The sequence below is a fragment of the Pseudomonas antarctica genome (assembly GCF_900624995.1).
Lineage (GTDB): Bacteria > Pseudomonadota > Gammaproteobacteria > Pseudomonadales > Pseudomonadaceae > Aquipseudomonas > Aquipseudomonas antarctica.
In genome coordinates this window covers 1-18,072 of record NZ_UYXQ01000084.1, presented here as the reverse complement: position 1 = coordinate 18,072, position 18,072 = coordinate 1, and the positions used below count along the sequence as shown (strand labels likewise).

Genomic DNA, 18,072 nt, shown 5'->3' with positions numbered 1-18,072 from the left:
GCATCCCTGCGTGGTGGCCCGTTCCATGGCCTTGCCCCTAGGGCCTGGCTGGTATGCCCGAGTCGCCATCGTCGGCTATCGTCCACCGACTGGAACGCGATGCGGCCGGCCTACTGGTCGCCAAAACCACCGCCGCCGCCTCGGAAGCCACCGCCACCGCCGCCACGCCCACTGCTGCTGAGAATGGCCAGCAAAATAGCGCCAACCGGCAGGCCCAGGCGATTGCACAGCCACAACACCCCGATCAACAGAATGAACAAGCCGATGGAAAGCCCGGGATTATCCTTGGCGAAGTTGGCGTCCGCCACATGGGCCGGCACCGCCAAGGGCTCACCGCCCACCACTTGCAGCATCGCCGCCACGCCGTCGCTGACGCCCTGGCTGTAATTGCCGGCCTTGAACTTGGGCGCGATCACCTGATTGATGATCACCCAGGACTGCGCATCGGTCAGCACACCTTCGAGGCCATAGCCGACTTCGATGCGCAATTTGTGCTCATCCCGGGCGACGATCAACAGTGCGCCGTTGTCCTTGCCCTTTTGGCCGATGCCCCACTGGCGACCCAATTGGTAACCGTAGTCCTCAATAGTTACGCCTTGCAGGTCGGGCACGGTGACCACCACGATCTGGTCACCGGATTTGTGCTCAAGCAGCTCCAACTGTTGGGTAATCTGCGCACGCGTTGCCGGGTCGATCATTTGGCCGCTGTCCACCACCCGCCCGGTCAATGGCGGGAACGTCAGCGCGGCCTGAGCCGCACCGACGCAGGCCAGCAACCACAGCGCCAAGCCTATCCGTAATAAACGCATCGACACCTCAGAGAAGCCTTATTTGAACTTCACTTGCGGCGCTTTATCGGCGTCGGCACTGGTGGCTTCAAACGTGGCGCGGATCGGCAAGTCGCTGTACATCACGGTGTGCCACAGGCGACCTGGGAAGGTACGGATTTCGGTGTTGTACGCTTGCACCGCCTGGATAAAATCGCGACGGGCCACGGCAATGCGGTTTTCCGTGCCTTCAAGTTGCGATTGCAGGGCCAGGAAGTTCTGGTTGGCCTTCAGGTCCGGGTAGCGCTCGGACACCACCATCAAACGGCTCAACGCGCCGCTCAAACCGTCCTGGGCTTGCTGGAACTGTTTGAGTTTCTCGGGGTTGTCGAGGGTGCTGGCGTCCACCTGAATCGACGTGGCCTTGGCCCGCGCTTCAATCACGGCGGTGAGGGTGTCTTGCTCATGGGCGGCGTAGCCCTTGACCACTTCCACCAAGTTAGGGATAAGGTCGGCACGGCGTTGGTACTGGTTCTGCACCTGGCCCCAGGCCGCCTTGGCCTGTTCATCCAGCGTCGGAATGGTGTTGATGCCGCAACCGCTCAAAACGCTGCTGATCAGTAGTAGAGCCGCGGCTTTCAAGCCCCAGCGATAACCTTGTGCTGCTTGCATGGTGTTTCTCCTGCCCAAACTGGATGGAATGTGACGACTAACCCTATAACCCGTGCGCTTGGGGCATAATCCGCCACCACTGGATTGCGTCGAGCCAATCAGCTACAAAGATGCCCAGCGCGAAAAAGAGTTCAGAGTGTGCTGCATTTATCTGAACAACACCCGAACAACAATAGACGCTCCCCACATTTTGGCCGACGGCATTCTCTTGATGCTGTGCAGTGAGCCGAAAAAGGATATTCATGAAAAAGCTGTGTTTGCTCGGCCTTGTTGCCACTCTGGCCACTCACCCCGTCTGGGCAGAAACAAAGCCTGCTGCGCTTAAAGACAAGGACGCCTTCGTCAGCGACCTGCTCAAGCAGATGACCCTGGATGAAAAGATCGGCCAATTGCGCCTGATCAGCATCGGCCCCGAAATGCCTCGCGAGCTGATCCGCAAGGAAATCGCCGCCGGCCGTATCGGCGGCACCTTCAACTCGATCACCCGCCCGGAAAACCGTCCGATGCAGGACGCGGCCATGCGCAGCCGGTTGAAGATCCCGATGTTTTTCGCCTATGACGTGATCCACGGCCACCGCACGATTTTCCCGATCAGCCTGGCCCTGGCCTCCAGCTGGGACATGGACGCCATCGGCCGCTCGGGGCGCATCGCCGCCCAGGAAGCCGCCGCCGACAGTCTCGACATCACCTTTGCGCCGATGGTCGACATCTCCCGTGACCCGCGCTGGGGCCGTACCTCCGAAGGTTTTGGCGAAGACACCTACCTGACGTCGCGCATTGCCGAAGTGATGGTTAAGGCGTTCCAGGGCGCCAGCCCCGCCAATGCCGACAGCATCATGGCCAGCGTCAAGCATTTCGCGCTGTATGGCGCGGTGGAAGGCGGACGCGACTACAACGTGGTCGACATGAGCCCGGTCAAAATGTACCAGGACTATTTGCCGCCCTACCACGCAGCGATCAAGGCCGGTGCTGGCGGCGTGATGGTGGCGCTGAACTCGATCAACGGCGTGCCCGCCACCGCCAACACCTGGCTGATGAACGACCTGCTGCGCAAGGACTGGGGCTTCAAAGGCCTGGCCGTCAGCGACCACGGCGCGATCTTCGAGCTGATCAAGCATGGCGTTGCCAAGGACGGGCGTGAAGCCGCCAAACTGGCGATCAAGGCCGGCATCGACATGAGCATGAACGACTCGCTCTACGGCAAGGAATTACCCGGCCTGCTGAAATCCGGCGAGATCGAACAAAGCGACATCGACAACGCCGTGCGTGAGGTGCTCGGCGCCAAGTACGACATGGGCCTGTTCAAAGACCCGTACCTGCGCATCGGTAAGGCCGAAGATGACCCGGCCGATACGTACGCCGAAAGCCGCCTGCACCGTGCCGACGCGCGTGATATCGCGCGCCGCAGCCTGGTGCTGCTGAAAAACCAGAACAACACCCTGCCGCTGAAAAAATCCGCGACCATCGCATTGGTCGGCCCGCTGGCCAAGGCACCGATCGACATGATGGGCAGTTGGGCCGCCGCCGGCAAACCTGCACAATCGGTGACCCTGCTCGACGGCATGAACGCGGTGATCGGCGAAAAAGGCAAAGTGATCTACGCGCGTGGTGCCAACATCACCAACGACAAGGCGGTGGTCGACTACCTCAACTTCCTCAACTTCGATGCGCCGGAAGTGGTGGATGACACCCGTTCCCCGCAGGTGCTGATCGACGAAGCGGTGAAAGCTGCGAAGGACGCCGACGTGGTGGTGGCTGCCGTGGGCGAGTCGCGTGGTATGTCCCACGAGTCCTCGAGCCGTACCGACCTGAACATCCCGCAAAGCCAGCGCGACCTGATCAAGGCCTTGAAGGCCACCGGTAAACCGCTGGTACTGGTGTTGATGAACGGCCGCCCGCTGTCGATTGTCGATGAGAACCAACAGGCCGATGCGATCCTGGAAACCTGGTTTGCCGGCACCGAAGGCGGCAACGCCATTGCCGATGTGCTGTTCGGTGACTACAACCCGTCGGGCAAGCTGCCAATCACCTTCCCACGTTCGGTTGGGCAGATTCCTACCTACTACAACCACCTGACCATCGGCCGCCCGTTCACCCCAGGCAAGCCGGGCAACTACACTTCGCAGTACTTCGATGACACCACCGGGCCGCTGTTCCCGTTTGGTTATGGCCTGAGCTACAGCACGTTCAGCCTGTCGGACATGGCACTGTCGTCCACCACCCTGAACAAAACCGGCAAGCTCGACGCCAGCGTCACGCTGAAAAACACCGGCAAGGTCGATGGCGAAACCGTGGTGCAGTTGTATATCCAGGACGTGGCCGGCTCGATGATCCGCCCGATCAAGGAGCTGAAGAACTTCCAGAAGGTCATGCTCAAGGCCGGTGAAGCGCGCACGCTGCACTTCACCCTCACTGAGGAAGACTTGAAGTTCTACAACACCCAGCTCAAGTTCGCCGCTGAACCTGGGCAGTTCAATGTGCAGATCGGGCTCGACTCCCAAGACGTGCAGCAGCAGACGTTCGAGTTGTTGTAACACCGCAAGCCCCCTCTTTTTTGAAGAGGGGGCTTGCGCATCCACGTCGGCAAAAAGCTAATTTTCACGGCCCATTCAAGCCAAGTCCTACATCTCGCCCGCCCCCACTCACGCACCCTGTCAGCCCACTATTAATGTGCAGGTGTGTGGATCATGTCGCCCATAAAAAGCGCTCGATCGGCGGAAAAAAGAGCGTCTATTCAAGCATCGTTCAAGCGAAATGCTATTGCCCTCTGCGTACTCGGCGGCTTGTCGGGCATGCCGGTTGAAGCCGCGAACTACGTCGAGCAAGGCCGACTGCACGACGCGGCCAGTTGGCGCAGTGACGAGTTCAAGCGTAACTGGGGGTTGGGCGCGGTCGGCGCTGATTACGCCTATGCACGGGGCTTGAGTGGCGCAGGAGTACGATTAGGCGTTTACGACTCTGGAACAGACCTGCGCCATAGTGAGTTTGCGGGGAAGCCAAATGTCGGCGTGCTGATGGCTGACACCGGCTGCATGAGTGGGACTGTGCTGGAGAGAGGCTGCTTCTACACTGAAGGGGATCGCGCGGCGGTAACCGTTATCGATTCATTACCACCCGAAGCATTGACCGCCCTTGAAGACGCTATTGCCGATGGCATCCTCACCCGTGAACAACTTGATGAATATCTCGGATTTGTAGGGGCCACCTACAATGCGCATGGCACTCACGTTGCCGGCACGGCACTCGCCAATCGTGATGGGTCCGGCATCCAGGGTGTGGCTTACGCAGCCAACTTAAGTGCAGTGCGCAAGTACGGCAACACCTACCTGGGAGGCCCCATTTCCATAACAGACATTTTGCGCCCCCCGCTTCCGACGGTTGCAGCGGTAGACGCCGCCTATGCCCAATTGCACCGTCAGAATGTACGTGTCGTCAACAATAGTTGGGGGAGCCCATTTTCGCCCGCGAATGACACAGAGCTGGACATGGCATTAAGCGAAACAGGAACCTCCGTTTATTCAGAACTCAAGGCCATAGCAGACAACGCTATCACGTATGGGATGCTGCAAGTCTGGTCAGCGGGCAACGTAACCACAGCAAACGAATCCCCGCAAAAAGCGCCCAATGCCGGGCTACATCCCAGCCTGCCACGTGCCATTGCAGCGCTGGAGCCCTATTGGCTGACCGTCGTCAACTTAAATAAAGAGCTGACCCTAGGCGAGTATTCAAAACGCTGTGGCTTCAGCAAAGACTGGTGCCTGGCCGCGCCCGGAACGGATATCAACTCGTCCTGGGTCACAGGTTCCATACAAACCGAAAACCACTTTGACCAGGACGGTGGTGTCAATGGTTTCGCAGTGACCGGTGATAAACCCGAGTTAGGCTATATGTTAAGTTCCGGCAGCTCCATGTCCGCCCCTCACGTCAGCGGTGGCCTGGCACTGCTGATGGAGCGCTTCCCCTACCTCGACAACCCACAAATCCGCGACGTGCTGCTCACCACCGCCACCGACCTCGGCGAGCCGGGTGTCGACGACGTCTACGGCTGGGGCCTGATGAACCTGAAAAAAGCCATCGACGGCCCCGGCCAGCTGCGGGTTGATACCAACGTCAACATGGGCCGCCCCGCCGGCGGCGCAATCGTCTGGCAAGGCGGTGCCTGGGATGATTGGCGCAACGATATCAGCGGCCCGGGCCGCCTGGAAAAAACCGGTATCGGCTGGCTGCGCCTGAGCGGCAATAACAGCTTTGCCGGAGCCACGCTCAAGGAAGGCATTCTGGAGCTGGACGGTATCAACACCCTCAAGGGCGACGTCAATGTCGACGGCGGCGCTCTGCGCGTGAACGGTTCATTGGCCGTCGTGGGCGATTACAAACAAGCCGCCGGTTCAACCCTGATGACTGGGCTGGTGGACCCGTCAGCCCCGGCAAAACTGCAGGTGCAAAACCAGGCGTCTATCAATGGCGGCTCGCTGTACCTCAGCGCGCAACCCAACAGCTATTACCTGGGCCAGCGTTACAGCATTCTCCAGGCCCAAGGTGCATTGACTGGCGAGTTTGCCTCAATCGACCGCCGCGAATTCTCGCCCTTCCTCAGTGTTTCCCAGGTCAAGGAAGGCAACGTTTTGCGGGTGGAATTCGGCCGTGGTCGGTCACTGGCGTCGGCAGCCGGCACTGCCAACCAGCGCGCCGTCGCCAATGCTGCCGATGCTGAAACCCGGCCATCGCCGGTGCTGCAGCGCCTGACTGCGTTGTTTCCCGACCAGGCACCGTCGGCACTCGACCCGTTGAGCGGCGAACTGCATGCCAGCACCCAAGCGGTGTTGATCGAAAACAGCCGCGTGCTGCGTCAGGCAGCACTCGACCGTCAGCGCAGCGCACAAGACAGCCGTGCGACGGCGCGCGACGCACGCAACCAAGGGGTCTGGGTGCAACTGCCGCGTCAGTCAGGCCAACTCGCGGGCGACAGCAATACCACGCGTACCGCTCACAGCAGCACGGGCCTGCTGGTCGGGTTCGATCACACCCTGGAACAAGGTACCCGACTGGGCGTGGTCGTCGGCGGCGGTCAAACCGAGGTAAAAGCCGGAGCGCGTGGCAAGGCGAGTGTCGACACTTACCAAGTGGGCCTGCACGTGGGCCACACGTGGGACGCGTTCGGCCTCTATGGCGGCATCGCTTATGCGCAACATAAGATCCAGACAAAGCGCCGCGTCAGCTTCCCCGGCCTAGAAAACAGCCTGTCCGCCCAGTACGCCAGCCGCACCGTGCAGACATTTGCAGAAGCGAACTATAAGTTCAGCCATGACGTTTGGGATTGGCAGCCGTACCTGCAACTGGCCAATGTGCAACAGCGCAGCGAAGGCTTCAACGAACGCGGCGGCATCGCCGCACTGAAGGGCAAACGCTCGAAGGAAAACGTCAACCTGACCACCGGTGGCGTGCGCGTCAACATAGACCTGGGCAAGGCGCAGGTCGGTCCATCTTGGCTGAGCCTGCACGGTGGCCTGGCCTACACCCATGCCAGCGGCGACCTGCAACCCACCACGCAGGCGGCGTGGGACGGCGGACGTGTGATGAGCGTCAGCGGCGCACCGCTGGATCGCCTCAGCACCCGACTGGAACTGGGCGCCACCGCACGCCTGACACGCGACAGCGCGTTGGACGTGGGTTTCACCCGACAACACGGTGAGCGCACGCGAGACCAGAGCATCACGGCGCAGTATTCACTGCAGTTCTAAGCGCTGTTATCCGTACAGGCGGGGGGCCTCAGCCCCGCCGCCCCAACAGATTCACCACCAACCGATCAATCCAGCCCCACACCCGCTGCTTGACCCGCCGCCACAACGGCCGCGACTTCCACGCCGCCAGACTGACCGCCTGGCTCTGGGCAAAATCGCGCTCGAAACTGCCTGCCACAGCCAGCGTCAATTGCGGGTCCAATGCTTCCAGATTGGCTTCCAGGTTGAAGCGCAAATTCCAGTGGTCGAAATTGCACGAGCCGATGCTCACCCAGTCATCCACCAGCACCATTTTCAGGTGCAGGAAGCATGGCTGGTACTCAAAGATCTGCACACCTGCCCGTAGCAGACGCGGGTAGTAACGGTGCCCGGCATAACGCACGGACGGGTGATCGGTACGCGGGCCACTGAGCAGCAGACGCACATCCACGCCACGCCCGGCTGCGCGGCGCAAGGCACGGCGCACGCTCCAGGTCGGCAGAAAATACGGCGTGGCCAGCCAGATGCGTTGCTGGCTGCTGTTCAAGGCGCGAATCAGCGACTGCAAGATATCGCGATGCTGACGGGCGTCGGCATACGCGACGCGCCCCAGGCCCGGCCCCGTCGCAGGCACCTTGGGCAGGCGCGGCAAGCCGAAATGGGTGGAGGGCTTCCACTCCCGCCGAGCCGCATTGGCGTGCCATTGCCGGTCGAACAACGCCTGCCAGTCGAGCACCAATGGGCCGCTGATGTACACCATCACTTCGTGCCACTCGGCTGTGTCTTGCCCCGGCGTCCAGAACTCATCCGTGACACCGGTCCCGCCGACCACCGCAATACCCTGGTCAACCAGCAACACCTTGCGGTGGTCGCGGTACAGGTTGCGCACCCAACGTCGCCAGCTCAGACGATTGTAAAACCGCAGCTCCACGCCCGCGTCAGTCAGGCGCTTACGCAGCCCCAAGGTAAGCGCCAGGCTGCCGTAGTCATCAAACAGGCAACGGACGCGCACACCACGCTCGGCGGCGAGCACCAATGCTTGGATCATCGCGTCGGCGCAGGCCCCGGCTTCCACCAGGTACAGCTCCAACTCGACTTGCCGTTCAGCGCGAGCAATAGCCACCAGCATCTGCGGGAAGAAGTTCGGACCGTCAATCAGCAATTCGAAACGGTTGGCGCTGCGCCACGGGAACACTGCGCCGCTCATGTCAGCGCGCCGTAAAGATCAATACCGCACCCACCGGCACCGACAAACTGATCGACTTGAGCCCCGCCGCCTTACGCAACCCCGCCACACCCGGCGCCAGATCGAAGTCTTCGGCATGCAACACCACCGGCTCCAGGGTCACCACCTGGAAACGGCGGTCATCCAGGCGTGTGGCCAACAGTTCGGCGCTGTAGGTCTGGGTCTTGCCGTGCAGCGTGACGCTCAATGGAAGGCGCAGTTCCAGCTGCGCGCCAGGCGCCAGGTCATTGATGGGCTGCAAGTTGATCTGTGCGCCGATCAGCGCTTCGGGAAACGTCTTGATCTCGAACAGCTCATTGCGCATACGTTCATCGCGCAGCGGGATGCCGCTGTTGATCGACTCAAGCTCCACTTCCAATCGCGCGGCGCCCTGGCTGTCGACTTTGCCGTGCAGCACCAGGAAGCGATGCACTTCAGCGATTTCGGTGTTTTTGGTGGTAACGAATGACAGGCGTGAGGATTCGTTATCCAGGTACCAATCGGCGTGGGCAGGCAGGGCGGCACACGTCAGCAGCGTGAGTGCCAGCGGTTTGACATTGAACATAAAGACTCATGGGGTAGAAACCTGGACGAACCTTAAGCGCAATATCACAAGCGGCGCAAATCTAATGTGGGAGCAAGCCCGCGCCCCTATTTGTTGGGCAATGATTATCAGACCAACACCCGCTGCACTTCGCGCACCGTCGCTTCAAGGCTGGCCATATGCAGGTTCAACACACGCTCAACCGGCGCCTGATGCATCGGCCAGTGCAACGCCATGCTGCCGACCAATCGACCCTGGGCGCGCACCGGCAGCGCCACCGCGCGAATCAGGAACGGCAGACGCACCGGGTATTCCCAATAGCCTTCGGTACGCTGGCCGAAGCCTTGGTGCTGGGTTTGCTCACACACATGGTGCTGCTCGTCTGCCGCCACATGATCTCGGCCCGCAAGGCGTTGCACTTCTTCAGTCGGCAATTGGGTAAGACACGCTTTGCCCATCGCCGAGTGAAACAGGCTGGCGTGCTGGCCGACGATTTGGCAGTTGTTGGGATACAGCTTACGCAACACGCTGGGGATCGCGCTCTCCATAACTTCCAGGCGTTCACCATCGAAGCAGGATAAGTCCACCACCAGCCCAGTGCGTTCGCTGAGCTCCAGCAGCCAGGGCGCGGCGCTTTCCACCACCTGGCGCTTGAAGCGCTGCTGAGTGTCGCCGAACAACCGTTGGGCGCGCAGGCGATAACGGCGATCACTCAGGCCACGATACACCCAGCCCTGCTCTTGCAGGGTCAGCAACATGCGCGACACGGTGGCCTTGGGCAGGCGCGTCAGATAATGCAGCTCCTCCAGCCCCAAGGCCTGGTGCTCGCCGAGCAATTCGACGATTGCCAGTGCGCGCTCAACCGAACGAACGGTCCCTGTCTCGGCGTTGCTGCCCATAGTCGATCTCCTTGTTGCCGGTGGATGATCATTGTTCACAGCAAGATACAGGCCCGCCTTGTATCAGACAGCCGCCAGGCACGTGGGTGGACGGCGTTGCACCCATTGCGTCAATTGCTCATGGGCATAGGCCAATTGCAGCACCGCCCGGTCCGCCTGGGCCGGGCCGATGATCTGCAGGCCCATGGGCAACCCTTGGGGGTTGAAACCCACCGGGATGCTCATGCTCGGCAGGCCGGCGAGCGTGGGGCCGATCACGACTTCCATCCAGCGGTGATACGTGTCCATTTCACGCCCGCCAACGAGGCGCGGCCACGCCTGTTGTGCATCGAAAGGGAACACTTGGGCAGTGGGCAGCAACAGAAAATCGTAACGCTCGAACAGCTTGGCCAGGGCGCGATACCACTCGCTGCGGTCCACCGACGCCTGATACACCTGCTGGGCACTCAAGCCCACGCCGCCCTCCACTTCCCATTGCGCTTCAGGTTTGAGCAACGCACGTTTTTGCGGGTTGGCGTACGCCGCGCCAAGGTTGCCGTGTATCAGCCAATGGCGGTGCACCAGCCAACTGCGCCATAGTCGCGCCATGGAAAATTCGGGCTGGCAGCGTTCGACGTCGCAGCCTAACGCGGCAAAATCGCCGAGGGCTGATTCGCACAGGCTCAGCACGCCATCGTCCATCGGCAGGTAGCCGTTGTAATCCCCCAGCCAGCCGAGGCGCGCACCGTTGAAGTCACGCTGCAAGGGTTGGCCCAATACCGTCGGATCGTCCTTGGATGACAGCGGCACCCGAGGGTCGTAACCGGCCTGGGTACTTAGCAACCGCGCCACATCCGTGACACTGCGACCCATCGGGCCCTCAGTACCGAGTTGCTGCACGAACAGTTCCGGTATCGGCCCGTGGGGCACACGGCCCTGGGAGGGGCGCAGGCCGTACACGTTGTTGAAGGCGGCCGGGTTGCGCAGTGAGCCCATCATGTCGCTGCCATCGGCCACCGGCAGCATGCGCAACGCCAGCGCGACCGCCGCCCCGCCGCTGCTGCCGCCCGCGATCAGGCTTGGGTCATAGGCATTGCCGGTGGTGCCGAACAACGTGTTGTAGGTCTGCGAGCCGAGGCCGAATTCCGGCACGTTGGTCTTGCCGATGATGATCGCGCCACTGGCCCGCACTCGCGCTACGCTGATGGCGTCTTCGGTCGGCACATGCTCGGCGAACAGCGGCGAGCCCAAGGTGGTGCGCAGGCCCTTGGTGGCGGCCAGATCCTTGATCGCCTGGGGCATGCCGTGCATCCAGCCGCGCGATTGGCCCTGGTCCAACTCGCGATCACAGGCCCGGGCCTCGGCCAGCACTTGATCGGCATCACGCAACGACACCAGCGCATTCACACGCGGGTTGAAACGCTGGATCTGCGCCAGGTACGCCTGCATCACGTCTTCACACGACACCTGCCGCGCATGGATCGCGCGCGACAGTTGCGTGGCCTCCCAATCAACAATGCTCAAGGCTTCACCTCACTTGAAAACGGCAGCGGTTTCTTCAATCGCGGTGCCTCACGCATGCAGTAAGTGCCCAACAGCGTCAGCACGCAAGCGAACAGCACGTAAAACGACGGCGCCACCGGCGTGCCCAACACTTTGGTCAGCCAGGTCACGATCAACGGTGCAAAACCGCCGAACACCATCACCGCCACGTTATAGGCCACCGACACGCCGGTGGAGCGTACCTCGATGGGAAACTGCTCGGCCAATGCCGTCGGCGCCGGGCCGAAAAAGCCACCGATGGCGGTGCAAAGCATCACTTGCATCACCAGCAAACGCTCAATGGACGGCGCGGCGGCCACCCACACATACAGCGGGTAGACCATCACGAAGAATGCCAGGGTGAACGCCATCAACACCGGCCGCCGCCCCAGCCGATCCGAGAGCAGACCGGACAGCGGAATCACCACGGTCATCAACGCCACCGCAAACATCTGCACCATCAGCACTTGGTCCAGCGGCAAGCCGAGGCTCTTGTGGGCGAAGGTCGGCATGTTTACCAGCACCACATAAAACGACACCGTGGCGCCGCAAGCCAGGCCCATGCACACGAGGATGCTGCGCCGATGCTCACGCAGCACACCCATCAGGCCCGGCGCCGGGCCGGTGGCCTGCTTGCGTGCTTCGATAAATTCTTCTGGGTCTTCCATATGCCGACGAATCCACAGCCCCACCGGGCCGATCAGCAAACCCAACACGAACGGCACGCGCCAGCCCCACAGGTCGAGGGTTTCGGGGGAAAAGAAATGCGTGACCAACGCCACCATCGCCGCGCCGCCAAAGACCGCCAGGCACTGGCCCACCAACTGCCACGAGCCATACAGGCCCTTGCGATGGGCCGGTGCACTTTCTACCAGGAACGCCGTGGCACTCGCGTATTCACCGCCGGTGGCAAAGCCCTGGAGCATGCGCGCCACCACGATCAGCAACGGCGCGCCCATACCGATGGCGGCGTAGTTGGGCGCAAAGGCGATCAGCGCGATGGACACGGTCATCAGCCGGATAATCAGCTGCATCGCCGCCTTGCGGCCTTTGCGGTCGGCGTAAATCCCCAACAGGACGCCGCCCACCGGACGCATGAAAAAGCCCACGCCAAAGGTGGCCAAGGCCATCAGCAGCGAGGCGTATTCATCCTGCGACGGGAAAAACTGCCGAGCGATGATGCTGGCCAGAAAGCCGTAAACGATGAAGTCATACCATTCCAGCGCATTGCCGATCACGGCCGCCACCACCTGGTGGGTGCGGGAGACACGGGGTTTTGAAATCTGCATGAGGAACGCTCCATTCAACCAATAAGGGAAAGGGTCCAGCGGCAGAAAAAGTGAGGGCGTCAGGCAGGCTTGAGCCAGCTCTCGGCCAGCGCGCCCCAATAGGCGGCGCCGGTCAGCAGGATGTCGTCGTTAAAGTCATAGGCGGGGTTATGCACCATCGGCCGCGACACGCCGTTGCCGATAAACAGGTAACTGCCGGGGCAGCGTTGCAGCATCCAGGCGAAGTCTTCGCTGCCCATCAGCGTGCGGGTGTTGCCGTCCACCGCCTCGGCGCCGAGCAAGGCCACGCCGACCTGGCGGGCGAACTCGGTTTCTTCGGGGTGGTTGACCAACACCGGGTAGGCCGGGCGGTGTTCGATCTGCACCGTGCAGCCGAAGCTGGCGGCCTGGGTCTGGATGATCGCGTTGACCCTTTCCAGCATCTGTTCGCGCACCTTCGGGTTGAGTGCGCGCAGGCTCAAGCGCAACAGGGCTTGCTGAGGAATCACGTTGGCCGCCTGGCCCGCTTGCAGCGCGCCGACCGTGACCACGGCGGCTTCCTGGGTGTCGATGTTGCGCGCCACCACCGTCTGCAACGCCATGACCATACTCGCGGCCGCGACCAAAGGGTCCACGGTCAAATGCGGCATGGAACCGTGGCCGCCGACGCCTTCCAGCGTTACGGTGAGCAAGTCCTGGGACGCCATCATCGGCCCGACTCGCAAGCCCAGATGCCCCGCCGGCAGGCCCGGCATATTGTGCATGCCGAACAGGCCGTCGCAGGGGAAACGCTCCAGCAAACCGTCCGCCAGCATGGCCTCGGCGCCGCCCTGGCCTTCTTCGGCGGGTTGGAAAATCAGGTTCAACGTACCGTCGAATTGCCGCGTCGCCGCCAGGTAACGCGCGGCGCCGAGCAGCATGGTGGTGTGGCCGTCGTGGCCGCAGGCGTGCATGCAACCGGCGTGCTGGCTGGTGTAGGCCGCGCCGGTGTTTTCGAGGATGGGCAAGGCGTCCATGTCGGCACGAATGCCCAGGGTGCGCGAGCTGCTGCCGTTACGCAGCACACCGACCACACCGGTTTTGCCGATGCCGGTATGTACTTCATAGCCCCACTGTCTCAAGGACTGCGCGACGAGCGCTGACGTGCGGTTCTCTTCAAAGCCGAGTTCGGGATGGGCGTGGATGTCTTGACGCACGGCCTGCAAGTCGCTGGCGACGTCGCTGAGCCAATCCAGAATGTGCTGGTGTGGGCGCATGGTGATTCTCCTCACAGGCGGGTGTTCCCGTTCTTGTTGGCGACACATCGCCAGCTAACCGCGATGTGGGCGCGAGGACAATCAAAGGTGGTTCCACTGGGTGGAACCTTGGGGCTTCACCCCAACACTGTGGCGAGCAAACTTGCTTGTGCTGGGGTGCGAAGCGCCCCCAATAAGCCCGGAATGACAAATAAAGAATCAGTTCCCAAGATGCAGAAGCCGTGCGAAAGGACACTATTTTTTCAGGCACAACCACAGCAAATAGAGTGTGCCGAGCGCAATGGCGAAGACGAAATAAAACGTCCACAACAGCACGTGACCACCATACGATGCGGCGGCCCGCAAGGGATCCGTTCCCCAAAAATCTTTTCCAGTAAACCGAAAAACAACGTTTTCTACCGCACGCCTGGCAAGCGGGAACAAAAGAGCATTAACCCCGCAGATCAAGATAATGATCACGGCCTTATCGCTGGATTTAAAAACGGAGACGCTCATGCAAAAAATAAACAGCGCAATAACGAAGCTTTTTAAATAATAGTTTTTCTCCATGCGCAGTCGCGCTCTTATCACCCTGAAGTAGTTTTCGGCCTTGCGCGCCAACGTCATAAGTTTCCTCTTAGACCTGTTAACGGCCGACTTCAGTGGCGTCGGCCACCGGCAAGGTTACTACGGCGTGCGCGGTGGAGACAGGCAGAAGGTATATCTCACGGCAACAATCGACACCCCTGCCGCTCGCCCATCCACCGCGCCGTATGCGTGCGCCCCAACCCACTCGCCGTGACTTCACTGCGTTCCGGCTTATCGGTAAACGCACTGGTCGGCACGTACTGCTTCACATACCCCAGGCAATACTCGGTGGGATTGTTCTCCACATACCGGCACGAGCAGTACTCCTTGGCCGTGTACGCGGCGATGATGTCGGGGAAGGCTTGCAGGTTAACGCGCTCATGCCACACCCAGCCCAGCAGGGCGAGTAATAGAAGCAGGAAAACGCTGATAAACGGGTGACGGCGGATCATGGTTGCACCGCCGCGAGCACGCGTTTGAGCAGTTCGTTATGGCGGTAGCTGCCGTCGCGGTCGTCGCCGTAGCGCACGATCACCAGGTGTTCGTCGGGCAATACAAATAGCGCCTGGCCCCAGTGGCCGAGGGCGGCGAAGGTGTCGGCCGGGGCGTCGGGCCACGGTCGGGGCGCGCCTTGCACTTCGCGGTTCAGCCACCATTGGCCACCGGGCACCGCCTCGTCTTGACCGGGTTTGTATTGGTCGAAGGGTCGGCGGTTGAAGGCGACCCAGTCTTTGGGCAGCAACTGTTGATCGCCCCAACGACCGTCGCGTGCCATCAGCAGGCCGACGCGCGCCAGGTCGCGGGCGGTGAGGTAGGCGTAAGAGGAGGCGACGAAGGTTTCGTCGGCGTCGGTTTCCCAGATGGCGTTGTGGATGCCCAGCGGCTTGAACAGCGCATCCCACGGGTAACTCATATAAGCCTTGTGGCCAAGCATACCTTTGAGGGCGGCGGACAGGATGTTGCTGTCGCCGCTGGAGTAGCGGAAAGCCTGGCCCGGTGCGGCAACAGCCTCGGTGTCGGCGGCGAATTCAGCCATGTCGGCGCGCCCACGGGTGTAGAGCATCGCCACCACCGAGGATTTCAGCGGGGCGTATTCATAGTCTTCCTGCCAGTCCAGGCCCGAGGCCCAGTGCAGCAGGTCGGCCAGGGTGACCTTGGGGTGCTGCTTCATCGGCGGGTAGAAGCGCGCCGCCGGGTCGGTGAGTTTGAAGCGGCTTTCGCCATAGGCCACGCCGAGCACGGTGGCCATCAGGCTTTTGCTCACCGACCAAGTCAGGTGCGGCGTGCTGGCAGTGGTGGGCGCGGCGTAGCGTTCGTAGATGACTTCGCCGTCGCGGATCACCAGCAGCGCGTCGGTGCGAATGCCTTGTCGGGTGGCGTCGTCACGGGTTGGAAAAGCGTAGGCATTGAGGGCTTCGACAGCGGCACCGTCGAGCGGTGTGCCCTTGGCCCACTCCTTGTCAGGCCAGGTTTCGGCGCGGGCGGTGACAGTGACTAACAGCAGGGCAACGCACAGCAGGCCTCGGACCATGGACACAAACTCAAGGGGGCATTCAAGCCCGCGAGCCTAGCCGAGGCGCATGACAGATTTGCTACATCGGGGCCTGTCATCTAAGCGTCACTGGAACTTCATGGAGATGACACCGAGCCTACATAGCCTGAGTTTGGACAAACAAGTCGACCGGCCGAAACGTGACCGGCACTCGGAGATTCGCCATGACTCAGATCGCCCGCATCAGCGACACCGGCAATGAACGCCGCCTGCAAGCCGAACGCCTGGTTGGCGCACAGGCGCTGCAGGAAGCCCAGGCCCTGCGGTTCAACGTGTTCAGCGGCGAGTTCAACGCCAAGCTGAAAGGCGCGGAACTGGGTCTGGACATGGATGACTATGATGTTCACTGCAGCCACATCGGCGTGCGGGATTTGAACAGCGGTCGATTGGTGGCCACCACCCGTTTACTCGATCACCAGGCGGCCAGCACCTTGGGCCGGTTCTACAGCGAAGAAGAGTTCAGCCTGCATGGCTTGCTGCATTTGCAAGGCCCGATCCTGGAAATCGGCCGCACCTGTGTCGACCCGGCCTACCGTAACGGCGGCACCATCGCCGTGTTGTGGGGCGAGTTGGCCGAGGTGTTGAACCAAGGTGGCTACAGCTACTTGATGGGCTGCGCGAGCATCCCGATGCAAGACGGCGGCATCCAGGCCCACGCGATCATGCAGCGCCTGCGCGAACGCTATCTGTGCAACGAACACCTGCGGGCCGAGCCGAAAAAACCGCTGCCAGCGCTGGACCTGCCGTCCAACGTGATCGCGGAAATGCCGCCGCTGCTCAAAGCCTATATGCGCCTGGGCGCGAAGATTTGCGGCGAGCCGTGCTGGGATGAAGATTTCCAAGTGGCGGACGTGTTCATCCTGCTCAAGCGCGATGAGTTGTGCCCGCGTTATGCGCGCCACTTCAAGGCGGCCATGTAATGGGCCGCCTGCGCGTGTACGGGCGCATCGCCCGCGTGCTTCTGGTGGTGGCGCTGGGCTTGAGCATGGCCAGTGTGTTTGGTGTGTTCGAGCGTTTGGGTGTGGCCAACTCGATGGTGCGGCGCCAGCGCTGGTCGCGGTTTTTTATGGCACGGCTGACCCACGCCCTGCCCTTTCGCGTGACGGTGCACGGTGAGTTGCCACAAACGCCGATGCTGTGGGTGAGCAATCACGTGTCCTGGACCGACATCCCGTTGCTGGGCATGGTCACGCCGCTGTCATTTTTGTCCAAGGCCGAAGTGCGCACCTGGCCGGTGGCGGGTTGGTTGGCAGCGAAGGCAGGTAGCCTGTTTATCCGCCGGGGTTCGGGCGACAGCCAGTTGATCCGCAAGCAGATGACCCGTCACCTGGAGCAACAGCACCCGCTGCTGATGTTCCCGGAAGGCACCACCACCGACGGGCGCAGCCTGCGCACCTTTCACGGGCGGTTACTGGCCAGCGCGATTGATGCCGATGTGTCGCTGCAACCGGTGGCGATTCGTTACCTGCGCGACGGGCAAGTCGACCCGCTGGCACCGTTTATTGGCGATGACGATTTGCTCTCGCACTTGATGCGCTTGTTTGCCAATGACCAGGGCGATGTGGAAATCCATGTGCTCACGCCAATTGCTTGTGCCGGGCAGGAACGCGCGGCGCTGGCGTTCCAGGCGCAGCAGGCGGTGCAGAAGGCGTTGTTTGGGCCGTTGCCGGAGACGGAGCAAGTGGCGGCTCGGCCTGCATTTGCAGCATGAACACACTTTAAAATGTGCGAGCTGGCTTGCCTGCGATGGCCATGGGTATCTACGCAACTTTTTGTGTTGCTTTTAGCCTGCGATGGTTTAGGTAGATTGAGTACATATCCGTTGCTGCGGTAACGGCTGCTTATGGTTCCGCTCTTACAGCGGGTCACTTTTGGAAAAGAGCCCCAAAAGTAACCAAAAGGGCTCTTGCCCCACCACTCGGTGCCTCGCCTAGGCTCGGCATGCCCTCACTCCGGCTTGAATCCGTGGGCCGCCGCCATGGGCCATCCTTGGCCCATCGCGGCTAACCCGGCGTCCTGCCGGGTTACCCACGGATTCAAGCCTGCGTTCGGCCAGCGTGGTTTAACGGGGCGCCTAAGAT

General features: G+C 61.5%; 15 protein-coding genes. 4 read left to right on the top strand and 11 right to left on the bottom strand.

Annotated features, from left to right (window positions below; all coding sequences use genetic code 11):
* Positions 1–110 precede the first annotated feature (110 nt).
* Together E0F99_RS23380 and E0F99_RS23375 are read right to left on the bottom strand one after the other, a co-directional pair.
* Positions 111–809: a TPM domain-containing protein gene (locus tag E0F99_RS23380; protein WP_130908948.1), complete on the bottom strand. Its 699-nt coding sequence runs from the start codon at positions 807–809 to the stop codon at positions 111–113.
* Positions 810–827: 18 nt separating this feature from the next.
* Positions 828–1,439 (bottom strand): LemA family protein, encoded by a 612-nt coding sequence (locus E0F99_RS23375; RefSeq protein WP_083359698.1) that lies wholly within the window; start codon positions 1,437–1,439, stop codon positions 828–830.
* Between the two features lie 242 nt (positions 1,440–1,681).
* Between E0F99_RS23375 and bglX the strand changes: the two genes are divergently transcribed.
* Entirely contained in the window at positions 1,682–3,973 is a 2,292-nt protein-coding gene (gene bglX, locus E0F99_RS23370) for a beta-glucosidase BglX (RefSeq protein ID WP_083359699.1), read from the top strand.
* 153 nt (positions 3,974–4,126) lie between these two features.
* Positions 4,127–7,180 carry a S8 family serine peptidase gene (locus tag E0F99_RS23365; protein ID WP_130908947.1) on the top strand — a complete coding sequence of 1,018 codons (3,054 nt, stop codon included), beginning with the start codon at positions 4,127–4,129 and terminating at the stop codon, positions 7,178–7,180.
* A gap of 28 nt (positions 7,181–7,208) precedes the next feature.
* Here the strand turns inward: E0F99_RS23365 and E0F99_RS23360 are convergent, their stop codons facing one another.
* The 9 genes from E0F99_RS23360 to E0F99_RS23320 all read right to left on the bottom strand — a co-directional run bounded on the left by E0F99_RS23360 (position 7,209) and on the right by E0F99_RS23320 (position 15,970).
* Positions 7,209–8,366 (bottom strand): phospholipase D-like domain-containing protein, encoded by a 1,158-nt coding sequence (locus E0F99_RS23360; protein ID WP_130908946.1) that lies wholly within the window; start codon positions 8,364–8,366, stop codon positions 7,209–7,211.
* Between the two features lies 1 nt (position 8,367).
* A complete protein-coding gene (locus tag E0F99_RS23355; RefSeq protein ID WP_083359702.1) occupies positions 8,368–8,949 on the bottom strand; it encodes a YceI family protein in 582 nt (193 codons plus the stop codon).
* 107 nt (positions 8,950–9,056) lie between these two features.
* Positions 9,057–9,827 (bottom strand): IclR family transcriptional regulator, encoded by a 771-nt coding sequence (locus tag E0F99_RS23350; RefSeq protein ID WP_083359703.1) that lies wholly within the window; start codon positions 9,825–9,827, stop codon positions 9,057–9,059.
* Positions 9,828–9,890: 63 nt separating this feature from the next.
* Positions 9,891–11,330 (bottom strand): amidase, encoded by a 1,440-nt coding sequence (locus tag E0F99_RS23345; protein ID WP_083359704.1) that lies wholly within the window; start codon positions 11,328–11,330, stop codon positions 9,891–9,893.
* Positions 11,327–12,637, bottom strand: a complete 1,311-nt coding sequence (locus tag E0F99_RS23340; protein WP_083359705.1) for a citrate-proton symporter — start codon at positions 12,635–12,637, stop codon at positions 11,327–11,329. Before E0F99_RS23340 ends, E0F99_RS23345 begins: the two co-directional genes overlap by 4 nt.
* Positions 12,638–12,696: 59 nt before the next feature.
* The gene (locus tag E0F99_RS23335) at positions 12,697–13,872 is read right to left on the bottom strand and encodes a M20 aminoacylase family protein (RefSeq protein WP_083359706.1); all 1,176 of its coding nucleotides are present in this window, start codon (positions 13,870–13,872) and stop codon (positions 12,697–12,699) included.
* Positions 13,873–14,106: 234 nt separating this feature from the next.
* Positions 14,107–14,478 carry a colicin E1 family microcin immunity protein gene (locus E0F99_RS23330; protein ID WP_083359707.1) on the bottom strand — a complete coding sequence of 124 codons (372 nt, stop codon included), beginning with the start codon at positions 14,476–14,478 and terminating at the stop codon, positions 14,107–14,109.
* A gap of 98 nt (positions 14,479–14,576) precedes the next feature.
* Positions 14,577–14,891: an amidase gene (locus tag E0F99_RS23325; protein ID WP_083359708.1), complete on the bottom strand. Its 315-nt coding sequence runs from the start codon at positions 14,889–14,891 to the stop codon at positions 14,577–14,579.
* Positions 14,888–15,970 carry a serine hydrolase domain-containing protein gene (locus tag E0F99_RS23320; RefSeq protein WP_083359709.1) on the bottom strand — a complete coding sequence of 361 codons (1,083 nt, stop codon included), beginning with the start codon at positions 15,968–15,970 and terminating at the stop codon, positions 14,888–14,890. Before E0F99_RS23320 ends, E0F99_RS23325 begins: the two co-directional genes overlap by 4 nt.
* 185 nt (positions 15,971–16,155) lie before the next feature.
* On the opposite strand from E0F99_RS23320, the gene olsB reads away from it, so the two are divergent.
* Together olsB and E0F99_RS23310 are read left to right on the top strand one after the other, a co-directional pair.
* A complete protein-coding gene (gene olsB / locus E0F99_RS23315) occupies positions 16,156–16,911 on the top strand; it encodes an L-ornithine N(alpha)-acyltransferase (protein ID WP_083359710.1) in 756 nt (251 codons plus the stop codon).
* Entirely contained in the window at positions 16,911–17,702 is a 792-nt protein-coding gene (locus E0F99_RS23310; RefSeq protein WP_083359711.1) for a lysophospholipid acyltransferase family protein, read from the top strand. Before olsB ends, E0F99_RS23310 begins: the two co-directional genes overlap by 1 nt.
* Positions 17,703–18,072 lie beyond the last annotated feature (370 nt).

Coding starts and splice junctions, on each gene's coding strand:
- E0F99_RS23380 (WP_130908948.1), bottom strand. CDS start 809: ATGCGTTTATTACGGATAGGCTTGGCGCTGTGGTTGCTGGCCTGCGTC.
- E0F99_RS23375 (WP_083359698.1), bottom strand. CDS start 1,439: ATGCAAGCAGCACAAGGTTATCGCTGGGGCTTGAAAGCCGCGGCTCTA.
- bglX (WP_083359699.1), top strand. CDS start 1,682: ATGAAAAAGCTGTGTTTGCTCGGCCTTGTTGCCACTCTGGCCACTCAC.
- E0F99_RS23365 (WP_130908947.1), top strand. CDS start 4,127: ATGTCGCCCATAAAAAGCGCTCGATCGGCGGAAAAAAGAGCGTCTATT.
- E0F99_RS23360 (WP_130908946.1), bottom strand. CDS start 8,366: ATGAGCGGCGCAGTGTTCCCGTGGCGCAGCGCCAACCGTTTCGAATTG.
- E0F99_RS23355 (WP_083359702.1), bottom strand. CDS start 8,949: ATGTTCAATGTCAAACCGCTGGCACTCACGCTGCTGACGTGTGCCGCC.
- E0F99_RS23350 (WP_083359703.1), bottom strand. CDS start 9,827: ATGGGCAGCAACGCCGAGACAGGGACCGTTCGTTCGGTTGAGCGCGCA.
- E0F99_RS23340 (WP_083359705.1), bottom strand. CDS start 12,637: ATGCAGATTTCAAAACCCCGTGTCTCCCGCACCCACCAGGTGGTGGCG.
- E0F99_RS23335 (WP_083359706.1), bottom strand. CDS start 13,872: ATGCGCCCACACCAGCACATTCTGGATTGGCTCAGCGACGTCGCCAGC.
- E0F99_RS23330 (WP_083359707.1), bottom strand. CDS start 14,478: ATGACGTTGGCGCGCAAGGCCGAAAACTACTTCAGGGTGATAAGAGCG.
- E0F99_RS23325 (WP_083359708.1), bottom strand. CDS start 14,891: ATGATCCGCCGTCACCCGTTTATCAGCGTTTTCCTGCTTCTATTACTC.
- E0F99_RS23320 (WP_083359709.1), bottom strand. CDS start 15,970: ATGGTCCGAGGCCTGCTGTGCGTTGCCCTGCTGTTAGTCACTGTCACC.
- olsB (WP_083359710.1), top strand. CDS start 16,156: ATGACTCAGATCGCCCGCATCAGCGACACCGGCAATGAACGCCGCCTG.
- E0F99_RS23310 (WP_083359711.1), top strand. CDS start 16,911: ATGGGCCGCCTGCGCGTGTACGGGCGCATCGCCCGCGTGCTTCTGGTG.